Annotated in this window: 14 protein-coding genes; 8 read left to right on the top strand and 6 right to left on the bottom strand. The window is 65.6% G+C overall.

All coding sequences use genetic code 11. The features are described 5' to 3' along the window. The first annotated feature begins 63 nt into the window (after positions 1 to 63). The 3 genes from senA (at position 64) to ACSQ8Y_RS14110 (ending at position 5,584) form a co-directional block, all read left to right on the top strand. Positions 64 to 1,260: a selenoneine synthase SenA gene (gene senA, locus ACSQ8Y_RS14120; RefSeq protein ID WP_436267097.1), complete on the top strand. Its 1,197-nt coding sequence runs from the start codon at positions 64 to 66 to the stop codon at positions 1,258 to 1,260. Positions 1,261 to 1,382: 122 nt separating this feature from the next. Continuing rightward, positions 1,383 to 3,641, top strand: coding sequence for a TonB-dependent receptor plug domain-containing protein (locus ACSQ8Y_RS14115; protein ID WP_436267096.1), 2,259 nt, complete (start codon positions 1,383 to 1,385; stop codon positions 3,639 to 3,641). A 122-nt stretch (positions 3,642 to 3,763) separates the two neighbouring features. Next, positions 3,764 to 5,584, top strand: coding sequence for a DUF885 domain-containing protein (locus tag ACSQ8Y_RS14110; RefSeq protein ID WP_436267095.1), 1,821 nt, complete (start codon positions 3,764 to 3,766; stop codon positions 5,582 to 5,584). A gap of 114 nt (positions 5,585 to 5,698) precedes the next feature. On the opposite strand, the gene ACSQ8Y_RS14105 is transcribed toward ACSQ8Y_RS14110, so the two are convergent. From ACSQ8Y_RS14105 to ACSQ8Y_RS14085, 5 genes are all read right to left on the bottom strand, one after another. Next, positions 5,699 to 6,931 (bottom strand): malic enzyme-like NAD(P)-binding protein, encoded by a 1,233-nt coding sequence (locus tag ACSQ8Y_RS14105; RefSeq protein ID WP_436267094.1) that lies wholly within the window; start codon positions 6,929 to 6,931, stop codon positions 5,699 to 5,701. Positions 6,932 to 7,085: 154 nt separating this feature from the next. Next, positions 7,086 to 8,372: a Glu/Leu/Phe/Val family dehydrogenase gene (locus tag ACSQ8Y_RS14100; RefSeq protein ID WP_436267093.1), complete on the bottom strand. Its 1,287-nt coding sequence runs from the start codon at positions 8,370 to 8,372 to the stop codon at positions 7,086 to 7,088. Positions 8,373 to 8,547: 175 nt separating this feature from the next. Continuing rightward, positions 8,548 to 9,510, bottom strand: coding sequence for a LysR family transcriptional regulator (locus ACSQ8Y_RS14095; protein ID WP_436267092.1), 963 nt, complete (start codon positions 9,508 to 9,510; stop codon positions 8,548 to 8,550). 67 nt (positions 9,511 to 9,577) lie between these two features. Then, positions 9,578 to 10,888, bottom strand: coding sequence for an FAD-dependent oxidoreductase (locus tag ACSQ8Y_RS14090; RefSeq protein ID WP_436267091.1), 1,311 nt, complete (start codon positions 10,886 to 10,888; stop codon positions 9,578 to 9,580). A 50-nt stretch (positions 10,889 to 10,938) separates the two neighbouring features. Further along, positions 10,939 to 11,250: an ArsR/SmtB family transcription factor gene (locus tag ACSQ8Y_RS14085; protein ID WP_436267090.1), complete on the bottom strand. Its 312-nt coding sequence runs from the start codon at positions 11,248 to 11,250 to the stop codon at positions 10,939 to 10,941. Positions 11,251 to 11,379: 129 nt separating this feature from the next. Here ACSQ8Y_RS14085 and ACSQ8Y_RS14080 point away from each other — a divergent pair, with 129 nt between their 5' ends. From ACSQ8Y_RS14080 to ACSQ8Y_RS14060, 5 genes are all read left to right on the top strand, one after another. Next, entirely contained in the window at positions 11,380 to 11,853 is a 474-nt protein-coding gene (locus tag ACSQ8Y_RS14080; RefSeq protein ID WP_436267089.1) for an arsenate reductase ArsC, read from the top strand. Further along, positions 11,850 to 12,533, top strand: a complete 684-nt coding sequence (locus ACSQ8Y_RS14075) for an aquaporin (RefSeq protein ID WP_436267088.1) — start codon at positions 11,850 to 11,852, stop codon at positions 12,531 to 12,533. The genes ACSQ8Y_RS14080 and ACSQ8Y_RS14075 overlap by 4 nt, the downstream gene beginning before the upstream one ends. Before the next feature lie 151 nt (positions 12,534 to 12,684). Further along, on the top strand, positions 12,685 to 13,455 hold the full coding sequence (locus ACSQ8Y_RS14070; protein ID WP_436267087.1) for an aldolase/citrate lyase family protein: 771 nt from the start codon (positions 12,685 to 12,687) through the stop codon (positions 13,453 to 13,455). A 28-nt stretch (positions 13,456 to 13,483) separates the two neighbouring features. Next, a complete protein-coding gene (glxR, locus tag ACSQ8Y_RS14065; RefSeq protein ID WP_436267086.1) occupies positions 13,484 to 14,380 on the top strand; it encodes a 2-hydroxy-3-oxopropionate reductase in 897 nt (298 codons plus the stop codon). An 8-nt stretch (positions 14,381 to 14,388) separates the two neighbouring features. After that, positions 14,389 to 15,666 carry a glycerate kinase type-2 family protein gene (locus ACSQ8Y_RS14060; RefSeq protein ID WP_436267085.1) on the top strand — a complete coding sequence of 426 codons (1,278 nt, stop codon included), beginning with the start codon at positions 14,389 to 14,391 and terminating at the stop codon, positions 15,664 to 15,666. Between the two features lie 16 nt (positions 15,667 to 15,682). On the opposite strand, the gene ACSQ8Y_RS14055 is transcribed toward ACSQ8Y_RS14060, so the two are convergent. Beyond that, positions 15,683 to 16,699, bottom strand: a complete 1,017-nt coding sequence (locus tag ACSQ8Y_RS14055; RefSeq protein WP_436267084.1) for an aromatic ring-hydroxylating dioxygenase subunit alpha — start codon at positions 16,697 to 16,699, stop codon at positions 15,683 to 15,685. Positions 16,700 to 16,701 lie beyond the last annotated feature (2 nt).

Raw genomic sequence — 16,701 nt, 5'->3', positions numbered from 1 at the left:
TTCCCGCCCTGTGGCGGGGCCGCCCCCGCCTTGCCGCGTGCGCAAATCCGGTTACAATCGGCCATGAGTTCAATTCATGCATCATTCCGCAACGCCAGGCCGGGGCAGCTGGCCGACGCCTTGCGTCAGGCGCGCGCGCATACGCTGGGGCTGTTCGAGTGCGCGCAGGCGGCCGGGCTGGACGCGGCGATCCGTGTGCCGCAGTTGCGCAGCCTGAATCCGCCGCTGTGGGAACTGGGCCGCGCCGCGTGGTTCGCCGAGTGGTTCGTGCTGCGCCAGGCGTCCTCCAGCCATCCGGCCGACGCCGACGTCAACGCGCTGCTGAGCAAGGGCGACGACTGGTTCGACGCCAACACCGTGCCGCACGGCGCGCGCTGGAACCTGGACCTGCCCAGCGCGGGCGCGCTGAAAACCTATTGCCACGAGGTGCTGGACCGGACGCTGGACCAGCTGTCCCGCGCCGGCGACAGCGACACCGAACTGTATCCCTACCGGCTGGCGCTGGCCCAGGAGGACATGCAGGGCGAGGCCATGCTGGCCGCGCTGCAGACGCTGGGCCTGGCCGTGCCGGCCGGCCTGGCGCGCGACGAGCCGTTCTGGCCGCAGCCGTCCGAGATCGGCTTCCCCGGCGGCACGCTGCACATGGGCAGCGGCGGCGAGGGCGGTTTCGTGTTCGACAACGAACTGCAGGCCTTCCCCTGCTATGTGCCGTCGTTCCGCATGGACGCGGCGCTGGTGACGAACGCGCAGTACGCCGACTTCGTGGCCGACGGCGGCTACGACAAGCGCCAGTACTGGAGCGCGGCCGGCAACGCCTGGCTGATGCGGCAGGAGCGTTCGGCGCCGCGCTACTGGCAGCGCGACGGCGGGGTGTGGCGCACCATGCGCTTCGGCCACCTGTGCACCTTGTCCGGGCCGGAGCCGGTACGCCATATCAGCTTGTACGAGGCGCAGGCCTACTGCCTGTGGGCCGACCGGCGCCTGCCGACCGAGGCCGAATGGGAGTACGCGGCGCTGTCCGGCCATCCGGCGTTCAGCTGGGGCCAGCTGTGGGAATGGACCGCCACGCCGTTCGAGCCCTATCCCGGCTTCGAGGCGGGGCCGTGGCGCGAATACTCCGAACCGCATTTCGCCACCCACCAGGTGCTGCGCGGCGCCTCCTTCGCCACCCCCTCGCGGCTGGGATCGGCCAAGTTCCGCAACTTCCACGTGCCGGGACGCGACGATATCTTTTCAGGCTTGCGCACCTGCGCCTGGTAAGTAAATGCCTTCCTTAAGGTACCGCTCATGGCTTTGATTATTTGAGTATTGCAGCAAAAGAATATTTCATTTTTGCTATTTATTGGCCATAATTGCGCAGTTTGCAATAGCCGGCCACGTCCATGACACCACGCATCACTCCCATCGCCCTGGCGATTTCACTGCTGGGGCTCAGCACGGCCCCCTCGGCTCAGGAAAACGGAGCCGGCAAGACCCGGACCGCCGGACCGCCAGCCGCCGGACCGCCGGCCGCTATATCGGCGGCTGCCACATCACCGTACTCCGTCAAACCCGTCAAGCCGGCGGCCGCCGCGTCCGCCGGCGCCATCACCAAGGTGGAGGTGAAAGGCAGCGCGGAGGAGTACGATCCGCGCCGCGAAGATACGGCCAGCAAGACCGTGCTCGGCCACGAGGAAATCATCAAATACGGCGACACCAATGTGTTCGAGGTGTTGAAACGCGCACCGGGCGTGACGGTGATCGGCAACAGCATCCGCATGCGCGGCCTGGGCAACGGCTACACCCAGATACTGGTCAACGGCGAGCGTCCGCCGCCGGGCTTTTCGCTCGATACGCTGCCGCCCGAGCAGATCGAGAAGATCGAAGTGGTGCGCGCGGCCACCGCCGAGCACTCGATGCAGGCCATCGCCGGCACCATCAACATCATCCTCAAAAAAGTCGTGTCCAAGCCGCAGCGCGACCTGCGCATCAATACCGCCCGCTCCGACCAGAACAAGAACCTGTTCGTGCTCGGCACGCTGGCCGACCGCAGCGGCAGCCTGTCCTACTACCTGAACGGGATGCTGGGCCGCAGCCTGGGGCGCAACGCCAACGACAGCACCGAACAGTTCTCCGCGCCCTCCGGCCAGGTGATGCAGCTGCGCGACAAGCACAGCTTGACGCAAAACGATTCCACCATGCTGGGCTTGCAGCCGCGCCTGAACTGGAAGCTGCCCAATGATGACCAGCTCAACCTGTCCGGCTTCGTTCAGGCACAGCGCTACGACAGCGCGTCCGACACGGCGACGGACAACCGCGTCGGCAGTTTCCCCCGGCCTGACTACGTCGCGCGGCACAGCGACAACGACGGCAAGTCGCACTTCGCCGGCGCCGACGTCAATTGGGTGGCCAAGCTGGCCGGCGGCAAGCTCGATGCGAAAGTTGCCGCGTCCAGGGGCCGTTCGGACAACGATTCCAGCTCGCTCTCCAGCACAGAGGGCCTCGCCGCCAGGCTGCTGCGCGATACCGACAGCAGTTCCCGCTACACGAACTCCAGCACCACAGGCAAGTACACGCGCACCATCTTCGACGATCATGCGCTGGCCACCGGCTGGGAGGCGAGCCGCCAGGAATCGGAGGACGCCAACTTGCGCACCGAAGGCATCCTGGGCGCGCAGCCTGCGCGCATTGCCGAGGCGTTCCATCCCATCGTGACCAAGACGGCCTTCTTCGCGCAGGACGAGTGGAACGTCACCAAGCAATGGTCGATTTACCAGGGCGTGCGCTGGGAAAGCATCCGCACCGACAGCTCCGGCACCGGTTTGCAAACCACGCAGTCGCGCAACCACGTGCTGAGTCCCGTCGCGCAGACCTTGTACAAATTCCCGGACAAGAGCGGCCGCCAGCTGCGCCTGGCGCTCACCCGCACCTTCAAGGCGCCCGCCACCAACCAGCTGAGCGCGCGCCGCTACGAAGCGGACCTGAACACGCGTTTCAATCCGGACTACAGCGGCAATCCGGATTTGAGGCCGGAACTGGCCAACGGCATCGACCTCACCTATGAACATTTCTTCGCGCCTGGCGCGGTGTTCTCGGTGGGGACGTCGCAGCGCAAGATCAAGGACTACATCCGCAGCAAGCTGACGCAGGACGGCCGGGGCTATTGGCTGATCCAGCCGCTCAACGACGGCAACGCGCAGACGCGCACGCTGGACGTCGAATTGAAGTTCCCTCTCAAGGCCATCATGAAGGACGCGCCGGGCTTCGACTTCCGCGCCAGCGTGAACCGCAACTGGTCCAAGGTCGATTCGGTGCCGGGGCCGGACAACCGGCTGGACCAGCAGGTGCCGCTTAGCGCCGTGCTGGGCGCCGACTACCGCGAGGACAAATACAGCGCGGGCGCCAGTTTCTCTTTCCGCGCCGGCGGGCCGGTGCGCGTCTCCGAGCAGCAGAGCAGCCGCCTGCAGGCGCGCCGCGAGCTGGAAGCGTATTTGCTGTACAAGATACGCACCGGCCTGCAACTGCGGCTGGCCGTTAACAATGCGCTGGGCCAGGACAACCTGAGCGACTCGCGCTACCAGGACGCGAACGGCGCCAGCCAGACCTGGAGCCGCGCACCCGCTTCCGCGCGGGTTCAGGCCAACCTGGAAATGAAGTTCTGATCCAGCGCCGCCGCGCAAGTCCGAGCCGGAGCAACGCCGGAGCAACGCCGGTGCAACTACGCTGCTCTGGCTGAGCTAAATGTTGCTAATATTCGGGTTGGATTTTGCAATTCGGAGAGTCGATGAAACGTACAGCGACATGGCTGTTGACGGCGCTGACGGCCACTGTGCTGATGGCGGTGCTGCTGCTGACGCATACCTCGTATTTCAGGCCGCTGCGCCTGGACTGGTTCTACACGCGCGTATTCGCCACGTTTGCGCTCGATAGCCCGGAACTGCTGTCGTCGCTGCGCATACTGCCGCCGTGGCTGGACTTCTATAGCGCCCGCCTGGACGACGCGTCGCCGGCCCAGGCGCGCAAGGCCATGGCCCGTTTGAGGAACGACCTGGAAGTGCTGGACCAATACGACCGCGCGGATCTCGACCGCGACGGCAAGCTGTCTTACGACACGCTGCAGTACTACATGTCCATGCAGCTGGACGGCGAACCGTTCCTGCCGCACGCCTTCCCGGTGAACCAGCTAGACGGCGTCCAGACCGCGCTGCCGGAATTCATGGTACAGGTGCATCGGATCGCCAGCGTGGGCGAGGCCGAAAGCTATATCGCGCGCCTGCGCAAATTCCCGCTCAAGTTCGGCCAGGTGCAGCAGCAATTGCGCCTCAGTGAAAGCAAGGGCGTGCTGCCGCCGCGCTTCACCGTGGAGAAGGTGCTGCAGCAGATGAACGCCTTCATCAGCGCGCCGCCGCAACAGCACCGGCTGTACATGAATATGCGCGACAAGCTGGCCGCCTTGCCGGCCGGGCAGGCGGACCAGGCCACGCGCAGCAAGCTGCTGGCCGACACCGAGGCAGCGATCCGGGACCAGGTCTATCCCGCCTATCGCGGCCTGATCGCGCACTTTACCGCCCTGCAGCCGAAGGCGCTGAAGAACGAGGGCGCCTGGAGCCTGCCGAACGGCGACGAATATTACGCCTGGGCCGTGCGCATGCACACCACCACCGACTTCACGCCGCGCCAGGTGCACAGCCTGGGCTTGGCCGAAGTGGCGCGGGTGGGGGCGGAGATGGACGCGATCCTGAAGGGGCAGGGGCTGGCCGAGGGCAGCATAGGGGCGCGCGTGCAGGCGCTGGCGGCGCAGCCCGATCAGAAATTCCCGGATACGGACGAGGGACGCAAGGCCATGCTGGCGCAGTATCGGGCCATTATCGATGAAGCAGGAAAAGGCATGGGGGCGGCATTCGATCTGCACCCCAAGCTCGGCCTGAAGGTGGAGGCGGTACCGGCCGCGTCGCAGGCGAGTGCGCCAAGCGCCTATTACCAGCCCGGCGCTTTCGACGGCTCGCGCCCCAGCGTGTTCTTCGTCAATATGCGCGCGCCGGGCGAGACGCCGAAGTTCGCCATGCGCACGCAGGCCCACCACGAGGGCCTGCCTGGCCACCACTTGCAAATCGCCGTGGCGATGGAGATGGAGGACGTGCCCTTCTTCCGCAAGGTGATCCCGTTCAGCGCCTACCAGGAGGGCTGGGCGCTGTACGCCGAGCGGCTGGCCAGCGAGATGGGATGGGAAAGGACGCCGCTCGACAAGCTGGGCCGCCTGCGCGACGACATGATGCGCGCCACGCGCCTCGTGGTCGACAGCGGCATCCATTACAAACGCTGGACGCGCGAGCAGGCCATCGCCTACATGCTGGAGAACACCGGCATGCCGGAGGCGGACGTGACGGCGGAGGTGGAACGTTATTTCGTGGCGCCGGGGCAGGCGCTGGCTTACAAGATAGGGATGCTGACGATACTGTCGCTGCGCGAGCACGCCAGGGCGGAGCTGGGCGACAAGTTTGACTTGAAAGCCTTCCACAAGGAGGTGCTGACGCACGGCGCCCTGCCGCTGAAGGTGCTGGAGCACGTCGTCAGCGACTGGGTGGCCTTGCAGAAGCGGACCTGAGATGGCGGGTTATGCCGCCCTGCGGCTCTTAAGTCACTCCGGCAGGAGTGACGTTCGTACGATGTGCCCGTTTTGGCGGGTTACGCGGGCAAAGCCCCCGCTAACCCGCCAGCCTTAAATCAGCGACTCGCCCAGCTTGGCCAGGTGGGCGCCGTAGGCTTCAGGGTCCAGGTCTTTGCGCGCGACGCCGCTGCGGAAGGCCGCTTGCGCGATCTTCGGCGTGACACCGACCAGCAGGCGCGGATCCAGCAGGCCGGGCACGACATAGTCCTTGCCGAAGCGCTCGTCGCTGCGCGCCATGCCGGCCAGGGCCACCACGCAGGCGATCTTCATTTCCTGGTTGATGGTGGTCGAACCCGAATCCAGCGCGGCGCGGAACAGGTAGGGGAAGCACAGGGCGTTGTTGATCTGGTTCGGATAGTCCGAACGGCCGGTGGCGATGATGGCGTCCGGCGCTACTTCGCGCACCAGTTCCGGGCGCAGCTCTGGCTCGGGATTGGCCAGCGCGAAAATGATGGGCTGTTTCGCCATCGCCTTCACGTCCGCCTGCGACAGCAGGCCGGGACCGGACAGGCCGAGGAAGACGTCCGCGCCTTCGATTACTTGCGACAGTTTGGTGGCCGGCGTTTCGCGCGCCCAGGCTTTCTTTTCGCCGTCCAGTTCGCGCGCGGTGGTCAGCACGCCCTTGCTGTCGCAGACGAAGATGTTCTCGCGGCGCGCGCCCAGCGACAGGATCAGTTCCAGGCAGGCGATGGCCGCGGCGCCGGCGCCGGAGCAGACGATCTTCACGTCGGCGATGTCGCGGCCTGTCATCTCGACGGCGTTCAGCAGGCCGGAACCGACCACGATGGCGGTGCCGTGCTGGTCGTCATGGAACACCGGAATCGACAGTCGCTCGCGCAGCTTGCGTTCGATATAGAAGCACTCGGGCGCCTTGATGTCTTCCAGGTTGATGCCGCCGAAGGTAGGGTGCAGCGCGGCGATGATCTCGACCAGCTTGTCCGGATCGGTTTCGTCGATTTCGATGTCGAAGGAATCGATGCCGGCGAACTTCTTGAACAGCACCACTTTGCCTTCCATCACGGGCTTGCCGGCCAGCGCGCCGATATTGCCCAGTCCTAGCACGGCCGTGCCATTCGTGATGACGGCCACCAGGTTGCCCTTGGCGGTGTACTCGTAGGCGAGCGCGGGGTCGCGCTGGATTTCGAGGCAGGGCACGGCCACGCCGGGCGAGTAGGCCAGCGACAGGTCTTCCTGGCTGGCTACGCTCTTGGTGACGGCGATGGCGATTTTGCCAGGGCCGCCGGCTTTGTGGTATTCCAGTGCTTGCTGTTCGAGAGTGCTCATGACGAATCCTTTGAATATGCGAAAAACGCCTGCCCGGGAACAAACCAGGGCAGGCGTGGTGATGACTGACTATGACCAATAACTTATATTACCAACACTATCCGCGCGCGCGGCGTGCTTCTGGCTTGTGGATTTCACTTACTCAGCAGCTTGATCAAGGATACAGGCCGCGCACTTCGCGCGCTTGCAGCACGCGGGTGCATGCCAGGATGAAGGTCGCGGTGCGCAGCGTTACCTTCTTGTCCTGCGAAACTTCCCATACCGAGTTGAACGCGTCCTGCATGATGCGGGTCAGGCGGGCGTTGATCTCGTCCTCGCTCCAGAAGAAGGAGGAGAAGTCCTGCACCCATTCGAAGTAGGACACGGTGACGCCGCCGGCGTTGGCCAGCACGTCCGGCACGATCAGGACGTCGCGGTCGCTCAGGATGTCGTCCGCTTCCGGCGTGGTCGGGCCGTTGGCGCCTTCGAGGATGATCTTGGTGCGGATCAGCGGTGCGTTTTCAGCGGTGATCTGCTGTTCCAGCGCGGCCGGGATCAGGATGTCCGACTCGATGCCCCAGAACGCGTCGCGGTCCAGGAACGCTTCGATGCCGGGGAAGCCTTGCACGCCGCCGGTTTCAGCCACGTGCTGGTGCAGCAGCGCCACGTCCAGGCCGCCGGAATGCACCACGGTGCCGGTGTGATCCTGCACGGCGATGACTTTGGCGCCGGCCTTGGCGAACATGCTCGCTGCCACGCCGCCGACGTTGCCGAAGCCCTGGATGGCGACACGGGCGCCCTGGATGGCCACGCCGCGCTTGGCGGCCGCTTCCTGGCCGACCACGAACACGCCACGGCCGGTCGCTTCGCGGCGGCCCAGCGAGCCACCCAGCGAGATCGGCTTGCCGGTCACGACGCCGGTCGACAGATTACCTTCGATCATGGCGTAGGAGTCCATCATCCATGCCATCACCTGCTCGTTGGTGTTGACGTCCGGAGCCGGGATGTCCTTGTTAGGTCCGATGATCAGGCTGATTTCGCTGGTGTAGCGGCGCGTCAGGCGCTGCAGTTCGCCACGCGACAGGGTCTTCGGGTCGACGCGGATACCGCCCTTGGCGCCGCCGTATGGCACGTTCACCGCCGCGTTCTTCACCGTCATCCAGGCCGACAGGGCCATCACTTCGGACAGGGTCACGTCCTGGTGGAAACGCACGCCGCCTTTGCCCGGGCCGCGCGACATATTGTGCTGCACGCGGTAGCCTTCGTAGTGGGAGATCGTGCCGTCATCGCGTTCGATCGGTACGTCGACGGTCAGGATGCGCTTCGGGCGCTTCAGGGTCTCGACCCAGCGCGACAGGCTGCCCAGGTGCGGCGTAACGCGGTCGATCTGCTGCAGGTATTGACCCCATGGGCCGAGGTCTTCTGGGTTGAGGTAGGACGGCAGTGCGTGTTGGGTAATCATGCTGTTGGCTCCAGTATTATTCGGTGATTTCGTCGTCTATCGTTGCACTTGTGGCGCTTGGTAAGCGAAGCGAATCATAGGCTGGAGCCCTGCAGGGCGGCTAATGCTGTATGCGCATCCGCCCATGCACAAAAAGCATAACGTTAATATTGTTAGCTAAAAGCCAACGTTTGAATCAGCGTTCCGAGTCCGGTACGCGGCGCTTTCTGGAGGACGATTTTTGCTGGCTTTCGAGGTAGTCCCACAGCCGCGAGACGATCAGTTTTCCAGGCCGCGAGGGCGATGGGCGCTCGCGGTACAGCCGGATCTCCATTTGAATTTCCCAATCCGGTGCACCGCCGTCGGCGGGCGCCAGCAGCTTCTGTTTCAGCTCGCGCGTGACCGCCGATTCAGGCAGGAAGGCGATGCCGCGGCCTTCGAGGGCCATCATTTTCAGGCCTTCGGCCATGTCGGTTTCGTAGTGGTTATCCAGGTGCAGCGGGGTCTTGGTGTCGGCCAGGATCAGCTCCACCATGCGGCCCAGGTAGGCGTTGTTGGTGTAGGAAAGGAAGGGCAGCGGCTCCTGTTTGGTGCCGGGCAGCGTGAATTCGGGAACGCGCGATTTGTCGCAGCGCGCATAGGCGCGCAGCGCTTCCTGGCCGAGCACCAGCATGTCGTAGCGGCCCGGATCGAGCTGCACCGGCTGGCGCGGATGGTGGTAGCACAGCAGCAGGTCGCAGCCGCCTTCGACCAGCTGCAGCACGGCGTCGTGAACGTTGAGCGCCATCAGGCGGCTGTTGATGGGCGCGAAATCGGCCTCCAGCTGCGTGATCCATTTCGGCACGAAGGTGAGCGACAGCGTGTGCGGTACGGCCAGATCGATGCTGGTCATCGCGGCCGCGCGCTTGTTGCGCAGCAGTTCGCGCACACCGTTGATCTGGCCCAGCATCTCCAGCGCCTGCTCGTAGAACACCAGGCCGGCCGGTGTCAATCGGGTGGGGTAGGAGGTGCGGTCCACCAGGTCGGTGCCGAGCCAGTTTTCCAGCGACTGGATGCGGCGCGAAAAAGCCGGCTGCGTGACGTGCCGCTGCGCGGCCGAGCGGCTGAAATTATTGGTCTCGGCAAGCGAGATGAAGTCTTCCAGCCATTTGGTTTCCATGCTTTTGCGCCGAACTCGGGGGAGGGGACTCCATTTTAACCGGTGCGGTGACGGCGGCGGTTGCTCATCAAGCTGCCGCGCCGCAGCAGCCGCTGGCGGTGGCCTCCGCCTCGCTGAACCGCGTGTTGCATATACCTGTTTCCGGCAGTTCCAGCTGAATCTCGTCGGCCGCCGCCCGGTCGCCGGCCAGCGCCGCCACTACCGAGCGCACCTGTTCGTAGCCGGTCGCCATCAAGAAGTTGGGCGCGCGGCCGTAGCTCTTGGCGCCGACTGCGTAATAGCCCGGCTCGGGGTGGGCAAGTTCCCGGTGGCCGTGCGGGCGCACCGTTCCGCAACTGTGTTCGTTCGGATCGATCAACGGCGCCAGCGCGTCGGTGGTTTCCAGCCAGGGATCGTGGCGCACCCGCAGTTCGCGCGTCAGCGACAGGTCGGGACGGGCGCCCGTTGCCGCGACGATGCGTTCAACCGCTTCGATCACGACGCGGGCGCCGCCAAGGCCGGTGCCGATGACGTCGACGCCGCTTTCGCCAGCCTGCAGCGCCTGGATTCGGAAGTTTGTATGCAGCTCCAGCTGGCCTGCCTCCTTCAGCGCCTTGAGCCGCATGCCCAGCTGGCCGCGTGCCGGCAGGCCGTCGGCCTCGCCGCCGCCGAATACCTTGGCCAGCTGCTTGCCGCGCACCGCCCAGACCAGGCGCGTACCGGGCGCTTCGGCCGCCAACTGCGCCAGCGCCAGCAGCGTGCCAGCGGCGGAGTGCCCGGCGCCGACCACCAGCACGCGTTTGCCTGCGTAGTCTCCGCGCGCGCCTCCCAGCACATCGGGCATGCCATACGCGATCCGGTCCCGCGCCTCTGCCTCCCCCAGAGCAGGCAGGCCGCTCGCGCCCAGGGGATTCGGGTGCGTCCAATTGCCGGTGGCGTCGATGACGGCGCTGGCCAGGAATTCGCGGCTGCCGCCGTTGCTGGCGGTGCGGATCAGAAACGGGGCGTCTTCCCGGCCTCGGGTCTTCACTTTGTCGATCCCGGCGCGACTGATTTGCACCACGCGGTGCCCCAGCCTGATGTGCGGCGCCAGCGCCGGCAGGGCAGCCAAGGGCGCCAAGTAGGCGTCCACCACGGCCCCCGCGGTCGGCAGTTCCCCGTCGGCCGGTGCGCTCCAGCCGTGCTCCTCCAGCAGGGCGCGGGCGGCCTTGTCGATGTTGTACTGCCAGGGAGAGAACAGCCGCACATGGCGGTAGCTGGCCAGGTTGGCGCCCACTTGATTGCCGCTTTCGAAAACAATAGGGCTGAAACCGCGTTGTAACAGGTGGACCGCTGCCGCGAGACCGATGGGGCCTGCGCCTAGCACCGCCACTGGCAGGTTGGAATGTTTGCTGTTCATGGTTCTCCTTAGTTATTCGTCGAATGACGAATCGGAAGATAAAAAATGCCCTACAGGGCGTTGATCAGCTGCTTCAGCTGTGCCAGCCGCTCCGGATTGACGCAATAGCAGACCCGCTGTTCATCCGAGGAACCCAGGATCAGGCCGGCCTGCTTGAGTATGCTGACGTGTTGCGAAATGGTGGATGGCGCCAGCGGCAGCACGTCGGCCAGGCTGCCGAAGTAGCAAGCACCGTAGGCGGCCAGGTAGCGTAACAGCTGGACGCGCGCAGGATGGGCGAGCGCCTTGCACAGCACCGCTATCTCGTCCGTATTCAGGTCCGGCAGTGCGCCCCGGGGCGCGACATCGCAGCAATTGGTCATCTTGTGCTTATTCGTTAATCGACGAACAGAGAGTAAGGCCGATGTCATGAAGCTGTCAAGTTAGTTCGATAATATTGGAACTATCGTAGCGAATGCGGTAGCATTTCAACTTTCTCAAAGGCCCATCCCATGAACGTACTCATCCTCTGCACCGGAAACTCCTGCCGCTCCATCCTGGGCGAAGCGACTTTCAACCATCTGGCCCCTGAGGGCTGGCATGCCGTCAGCGCCGGCAGCAAGCCGGCCGGCTACGTCCACCCGCGTTCGCTGGCCCTGCTGGCGCGCGAGGGTATCTCCACCGAGGGCTACCACAGCAAGTCGTGGGACAACTTGCCGGTGACACCGGACATCGTCATCACCGTGTGCGGCAGCGCCGCCGGCGAAGAGTGCCCGGCCTACCTGGGCCCGGTGATGCGCGCGCATTGGGGTGTGGAAGACCCGGCCCATGCGACCGGCACCGAAGAAGAGATCGACGCGTCCTTCATGCACGCCTACCGTACGCTGCGCGCGCGCATCGAAGCATTCTTCGCGCTGCCGCTGGCGACGCTGGACAAGGCCGCCCTGAAGCGCGAGCTGGACAAGATCGGCGAGTTGCAGGCATGACGATGGCACGGCGCCTGGCGGCGGAAGGCCTGGGCACGGCGATGCTGCTGGCGGTGGTGGTGGGATCCGGCATCATGGCCGAGCGGCTGGCCGGCGGCAACGTGGCGATCGCCTTGCTGGCCAATACGCTGGCCACGGGGGCGGGGCTGGTCGCCCTGATTTTGATGTTCGGGACCATCTCCGGTGCGCACTTCAATCCGGCGGTGACCCTGTCCGCAGCCTGGCAAAAGGAGCTCCCGCGTGCCGAAGTGCTGCCCTACATCGCGGTGCAGGTGGCCGGTGCCTTCGCCGGTGTCGCCGCCGCGCATGGCATGTTCGGCGAGGCGCTGTTCTTCGCCTCCGGGCATGTGCGCACCGGCCCGTCGCAGTGGTGGAGCGAGTTCGTGGCGACGTTCGGGCTGATCGGCGTCATCATCGGTTGCTCCCGGAGCCGGCCTTCCGTCACGCCGTTCGCGGTGGCCGCCTACATCACGGCCGCCTACTGGTTCACCGCGTCGACCTCGTTCGCCAACCCGGCGGTGACGCTGGCCCGCAGTGCCAGCAACACTTTCGCCGGCATCCGCCCGGCCGACGCGCCGGGCTTCATCCTGGCCCAGCTTGCCGGCGCCACGGCGGCAACGCTGCTGTTTTGCTGGCTGTATCCAGCCCGCCCGGCAGCAGTCCCGAGCTCAGCTGACTGACCGATCCGTGTAGGAATCCTCCTATTTTACGCGCAGGAGGATTTTTCCCTTTGCTTTTTTTCCGCATTGCAGCATATACTTAAATCAAGTCATATGACGACTGATCACTTGTAGTTTGTACAAATATCACCAACCTGGACAGGAGCGTGGCATGAGCAAACGGATCAATCACTTCAAGCGGGCCCTTAAGAACGGCACTTTACAGATCGGCCTGTGGTCCGGCCTTTCGAGCAATGTCACGGTCGAGGTGCTGGCCAATGCCGGCTTCGACTGGCTGCTGCTGGACATGGAGCACTCGCCCAACGAACTGCCCATGGTGCACGCGCAATTGCAGGCAATATGCCAAGGCTCGGCCCAGCCCATCGTGCGTCCGCCCTGGAACGACACGGTGGTGATCAAGCGTCTGCTGGACGTGGGCGCGCAGACGCTGCTGATACCCTTTGTCCAGAATGCAGAAGAGGCGCGCCAGGCGGTCGCCGCCACGCGCTATCCGCCGCAGGGCGTGCGGGGCTTTTCCACGGCTGCCCGCGCATCGGATTATGGCCGCGTGGCGGACTACTGGGCGACCTGCTCGGACGACATCTGCGTGTTGCTGCAGGTGGAAACGCCGCTGGCGCTGTCCAATATCGAGGAAATCGCCGATGTCGACGGCGTCGACGGCATCTTCATCGGTCCCGGCGACCTGGCCGCATCCATGGGGCATCTGGCCAACCTGAAGCACCCCGAAGTGGTCGAGGCCATCGAAGACGCGATCCGGCGCATCGTCGCCACAGGCAAGGCGGCCGGCGTGCTGATGGGCGACGAGGCGCTGGCGCGGCGCTACATCGCGGCCGGATGCACCTACACTGCGGTAGGCAGCGACATCGGCCTGCTGGCGCGCGGCGCGGAGGCGCTCGCGGCCAAATTCAACATCGCCGCCTGAGCGCGGCCCATCATCAAGGAGCAGGCATATGAGTAAAATCGGCTTTATCGGTCTTGGCATCATGGGCGCGCCGATGGCGGCGAATCTGCTGAAAGGCGGCCACCAGCTGTTCGTGCAGCAGCGCAAAGCGCTGCCCCCGCAACTGGTCGAACTGGGCGCGGCCGGCTGCGCGACGGCCAGGGAGGTGGCGGAAAAAGCGGACGTCATCATCATGATGGTGCCGGACACGCCGCAGGTGGCCGAGGTGCTGTTCGACGAGGGCGGGGTGGCGCAGGGGCTGAGCGCCGGCAAGATCGTGGTCGACATGAGTTCCATCTCGCCGATCGAAACCAAGAAGTTCGCGGCCCGCATCAATGCGCTGGGCTGCCAGTACCTGGACGCTCCTGTATCCGGCGGCGAGGTCGGCGCCAAGGCCGCCACGCTGACCATCATGGTGGGAGGTGAAGAGCAAGCCTTCAACGCGGTCAAGCCGCTGTTCGAACTGATGGGCAAGAACATCACGCTGGTGGGCGGCAACGGCGACGGCCAGACCACCAAGGTCGCCAACCAGATCATCGTCGCGCTGAACATCGAGGCGGTCGGCGAAGCGCTGCTGTTCGCCTCGCGCATGGGGGCCGATCCGGCCAAGGTGCGCCAGGCGCTGATGGGCGGCTTTGCCGCTTCGCGCATCCTGGAAGTGCACGGCGAGCGCATGATCAAACGCACCTTCGATCCGGGCTTCCGCATCGAACTGCACCAGAAGGACTTGAACCTGGCCTTGAGCAGCGCGCGCGCAATCGGCGTCAGTCTGCCGAACACGGCGACCGCGCAGGAGTTGTTCAACACCTGCGCCGCCCACGGCGGCAAGGCCTGGGACCATTCCGCGCTGGTGCGCGCGCTGGAGATCATGGCAAACTATGAGATCGGCGCCATACTGCCTGAATAGGAGCCCTCATGACATTCCAAGCCGGCATACCGGATTTGTTGCGCAGCATGTTCGATGCCGCCGTGGCGGCGGCGCAGCCCTCGCTCTGCCTGCCTGCGCATTTGCCGGAGCCGCCGCGCGGCCGCACGCTGGTGATCGGCGCGGGCAAGGCGTCGGCCGAGATGGCGCGGGTGCTGGAGCAGCACTGGCCTGGTGAATTGACCGGGCTGGTGGTTACGCGCTACGGCTACGCGGTGCCGTGCGAGCGCATCGAAATCGCCGAAGCGGCCCACCCGGTGCCCGATGAAAACGGCATGGCGGCGGCGCGCCGCATCCTTGCGCTGGTGCAGGGACTGACGGCGGACGACCTGGTGATCTGCCTGATCTCCGGCGGTGGATCGTCGCTGCTGGCGCTGCCGGACGACGCGCTCGACCTTGCCGCCAAGCAGGACATCAACCGCGCGCTGCTGCAAAGCGGCGCCACCATCAGTGAGATGAACTGTGTGCGCCGCCATCTGTCGGCCATCAAGGGCGGGCGGCTGGCGGCGGCCTGCCACCCGGCGCGCGTGGTCACGCTGCTGATTTCGGACGTGCCGGGCGATAACCCGGCCGACATCGCGTCCGGCCCGACCTGCGGCGACGCCACCACCTGCGCCGACGCGCTGGCCATCCTGCGGCGTTATCGCATCGCCGTGCCGGATGCGGTGACCAAGCTGCTGGAGTCGGGCGCCGGCGAGAGCGTCAAGCCAGCTGATCCGCGCCTGGCCGGCAGTGAAATCCACCTGATCACCGCGCCGCAGATCGCGCTGGAGGCGGCCGCCGAGGTGGCGCGCAAGGCGGGCGTAACCCCTTATATTCTCGGCGACAGCATTGAGGGCGAGGCGCGCGACGTTGGCATTGTCATGGCGGGCATTGCGCGCCAGGTGGCCATGCGCGGGCAGCCGTTCAAGGCGCCGTGCGTGTTGCTGTCGGGCGGCGAAACCACGGTCACGGTGCGCGGCGATGGCCGGGGAGGGCGCAACGTGGAGTTCCTGCTGTCGCTCGGTGTGGCGCTGAACGGCCACCCCGGCATCCATGCGATAGCGTGCGACACGGACGGGGTGGACGGGCAGGAGGAAATCGCCGGCGCCTTGCTGGCGCCCGATACGCTGGAGCGGTCCTGGGGCAAAGGGATCAATCCGCGTTCCAGCCTGGCCAACAACGACGGCCACGGTTTCTTCCAGGCGCTGGGGGCGTCGGTGGTGTGCGGTCCGACACTGACCAATGTGAACGACTTCCGCGCGATCTACATCGGCGCGCCGCCCTGAGGCCGCGGATCACGCCTCAGCGGATCACGCCGTAGCGCAGGTCCTGCGCTTTCAGATAGCTGCGGTAGGCCAGCGACATGCGGTCGCAGGCCACCGATACTTCGGCGCCCGGCGTAAGCGGCATGCGCTGCGGCTGCTGGCTTTCCACGATGGGGAGGTCTTGCAGGAAGATGGTGTCCTGGAAGTGCCGCAACTCGTCGTCGCTGGACGTGAAGTCGTTCAGCGCGAGGGTGATCCAGACGCGGGAGGTGGTTTCGGTGAGCGGCTGCACGTGCAGGCCGATGGCGTCCGAGGGCAGGCCGTTCGCATCCGCGGGCAGTTTGGTCAGGATGGCGCTGAGCGGACGCACCACGCGGTAGGTGTATTCGACGTCGCTGCCGGCGGCGGCCTCCTTGCTCGCCTGCGGCTGCCATGCGCGGCACTGGATGGCGCGCACGCCCTTGCCGTACAAATCGTCGTCGAACTGTTCGACGGTATAACTGGCGATGGCGGCGCGCTCCTGCTCGCCGAGGATGCCTTCATGGACGAAGGCGAAGTGCGCCATGTCGAGGAAGTTTTCCACGATACGCGGACCGGCGGCCTGCACATCGTAGGGGCCGCACAGGACTTTGCGCAAGCGGGCATCGCTGAATTCAGGGAAGGGCGGCACCGCGCCGGAAGGCGTGCCGAGGCAGGCCCACAGCAGGCCGTAGCGCTCCTGAACGGCGAAGGTCGCAACTTGCGCTTTCAAATTGGCTTCAGCCAGTTCGGGCAGGGCGGGAATGTGTTTGCATCTGCCGGAAAGGCCAAAGCGCCAGCCGTGGTAGGCGCAGCGCAGCGTGTCGCCTTGCTGCGTACCGAGGGAAAGCCGGGTGCCCCGATGCGGGCAGCGGTCTTCCCAGGCGTGGGCTTGGCCGCCGCTGTCGCGCCAGAGCGCAAGCGGCAGGTCCAGCAATTGCGCCCGCACGATGGCGCCTGCGCCGATTGTGCCGGCGGAGGCAACCGGGTGCCAGTCGTTGTACAGCACCGTGTCGTGCGGGGCGTGCGGGGTCATAC

The sequence above is a fragment of the Pseudoduganella sp. LjRoot289 genome (assembly GCF_964252925.1).
Classification (GTDB): Bacteria; Pseudomonadota; Gammaproteobacteria; order Burkholderiales; family Burkholderiaceae_D; genus Rugamonas.
Note: the sequence above shows the minus strand (reverse complement) of the source record. Positions and strands in the feature narration are given on the sequence as shown.

What these genes read in the sequence shown, in the direction of transcription:
- senA (WP_436267097.1), top strand. Translation starts at nt 64, where the DNA reads ATGAGTTCAATTCATGCATCATTCCGCAACGCCAGGCCGGGGCAGCTG.
- ACSQ8Y_RS14115 (WP_436267096.1), top strand. Translation starts at nt 1,383, where the DNA reads ATGACACCACGCATCACTCCCATCGCCCTGGCGATTTCACTGCTGGGG.
- ACSQ8Y_RS14110 (WP_436267095.1), top strand. Translation starts at nt 3,764, where the DNA reads ATGAAACGTACAGCGACATGGCTGTTGACGGCGCTGACGGCCACTGTG.
- ACSQ8Y_RS14105 (WP_436267094.1), bottom strand. Translation starts at nt 6,931, where the DNA reads ATGAGCACTCTCGAACAGCAAGCACTGGAATACCACAAAGCCGGCGGC.
- ACSQ8Y_RS14100 (WP_436267093.1), bottom strand. Translation starts at nt 8,372, where the DNA reads ATGATTACCCAACACGCACTGCCGTCCTACCTCAACCCAGAAGACCTC.
- ACSQ8Y_RS14095 (WP_436267092.1), bottom strand. Translation starts at nt 9,510, where the DNA reads ATGGAAACCAAATGGCTGGAAGACTTCATCTCGCTTGCCGAGACCAAT.
- ACSQ8Y_RS14090 (WP_436267091.1), bottom strand. Translation starts at nt 10,888, where the DNA reads ATGAACAGCAAACATTCCAACCTGCCAGTGGCGGTGCTAGGCGCAGGC.
- ACSQ8Y_RS14085 (WP_436267090.1), bottom strand. Translation starts at nt 11,250, where the DNA reads ATGACCAATTGCTGCGATGTCGCGCCCCGGGGCGCACTGCCGGACCTG.
- ACSQ8Y_RS14080 (WP_436267089.1), top strand. Translation starts at nt 11,380, where the DNA reads ATGAACGTACTCATCCTCTGCACCGGAAACTCCTGCCGCTCCATCCTG.
- ACSQ8Y_RS14075 (WP_436267088.1), top strand. Translation starts at nt 11,850, where the DNA reads ATGACGATGGCACGGCGCCTGGCGGCGGAAGGCCTGGGCACGGCGATG.
- ACSQ8Y_RS14070 (WP_436267087.1), top strand. Translation starts at nt 12,685, where the DNA reads ATGAGCAAACGGATCAATCACTTCAAGCGGGCCCTTAAGAACGGCACT.
- glxR (WP_436267086.1), top strand. Translation starts at nt 13,484, where the DNA reads ATGAGTAAAATCGGCTTTATCGGTCTTGGCATCATGGGCGCGCCGATG.
- ACSQ8Y_RS14060 (WP_436267085.1), top strand. Translation starts at nt 14,389, where the DNA reads ATGACATTCCAAGCCGGCATACCGGATTTGTTGCGCAGCATGTTCGAT.
- ACSQ8Y_RS14055 (WP_436267084.1), bottom strand. Translation starts at nt 16,699, where the DNA reads ATGACCCCGCACGCCCCGCACGACACGGTGCTGTACAACGACTGGCAC.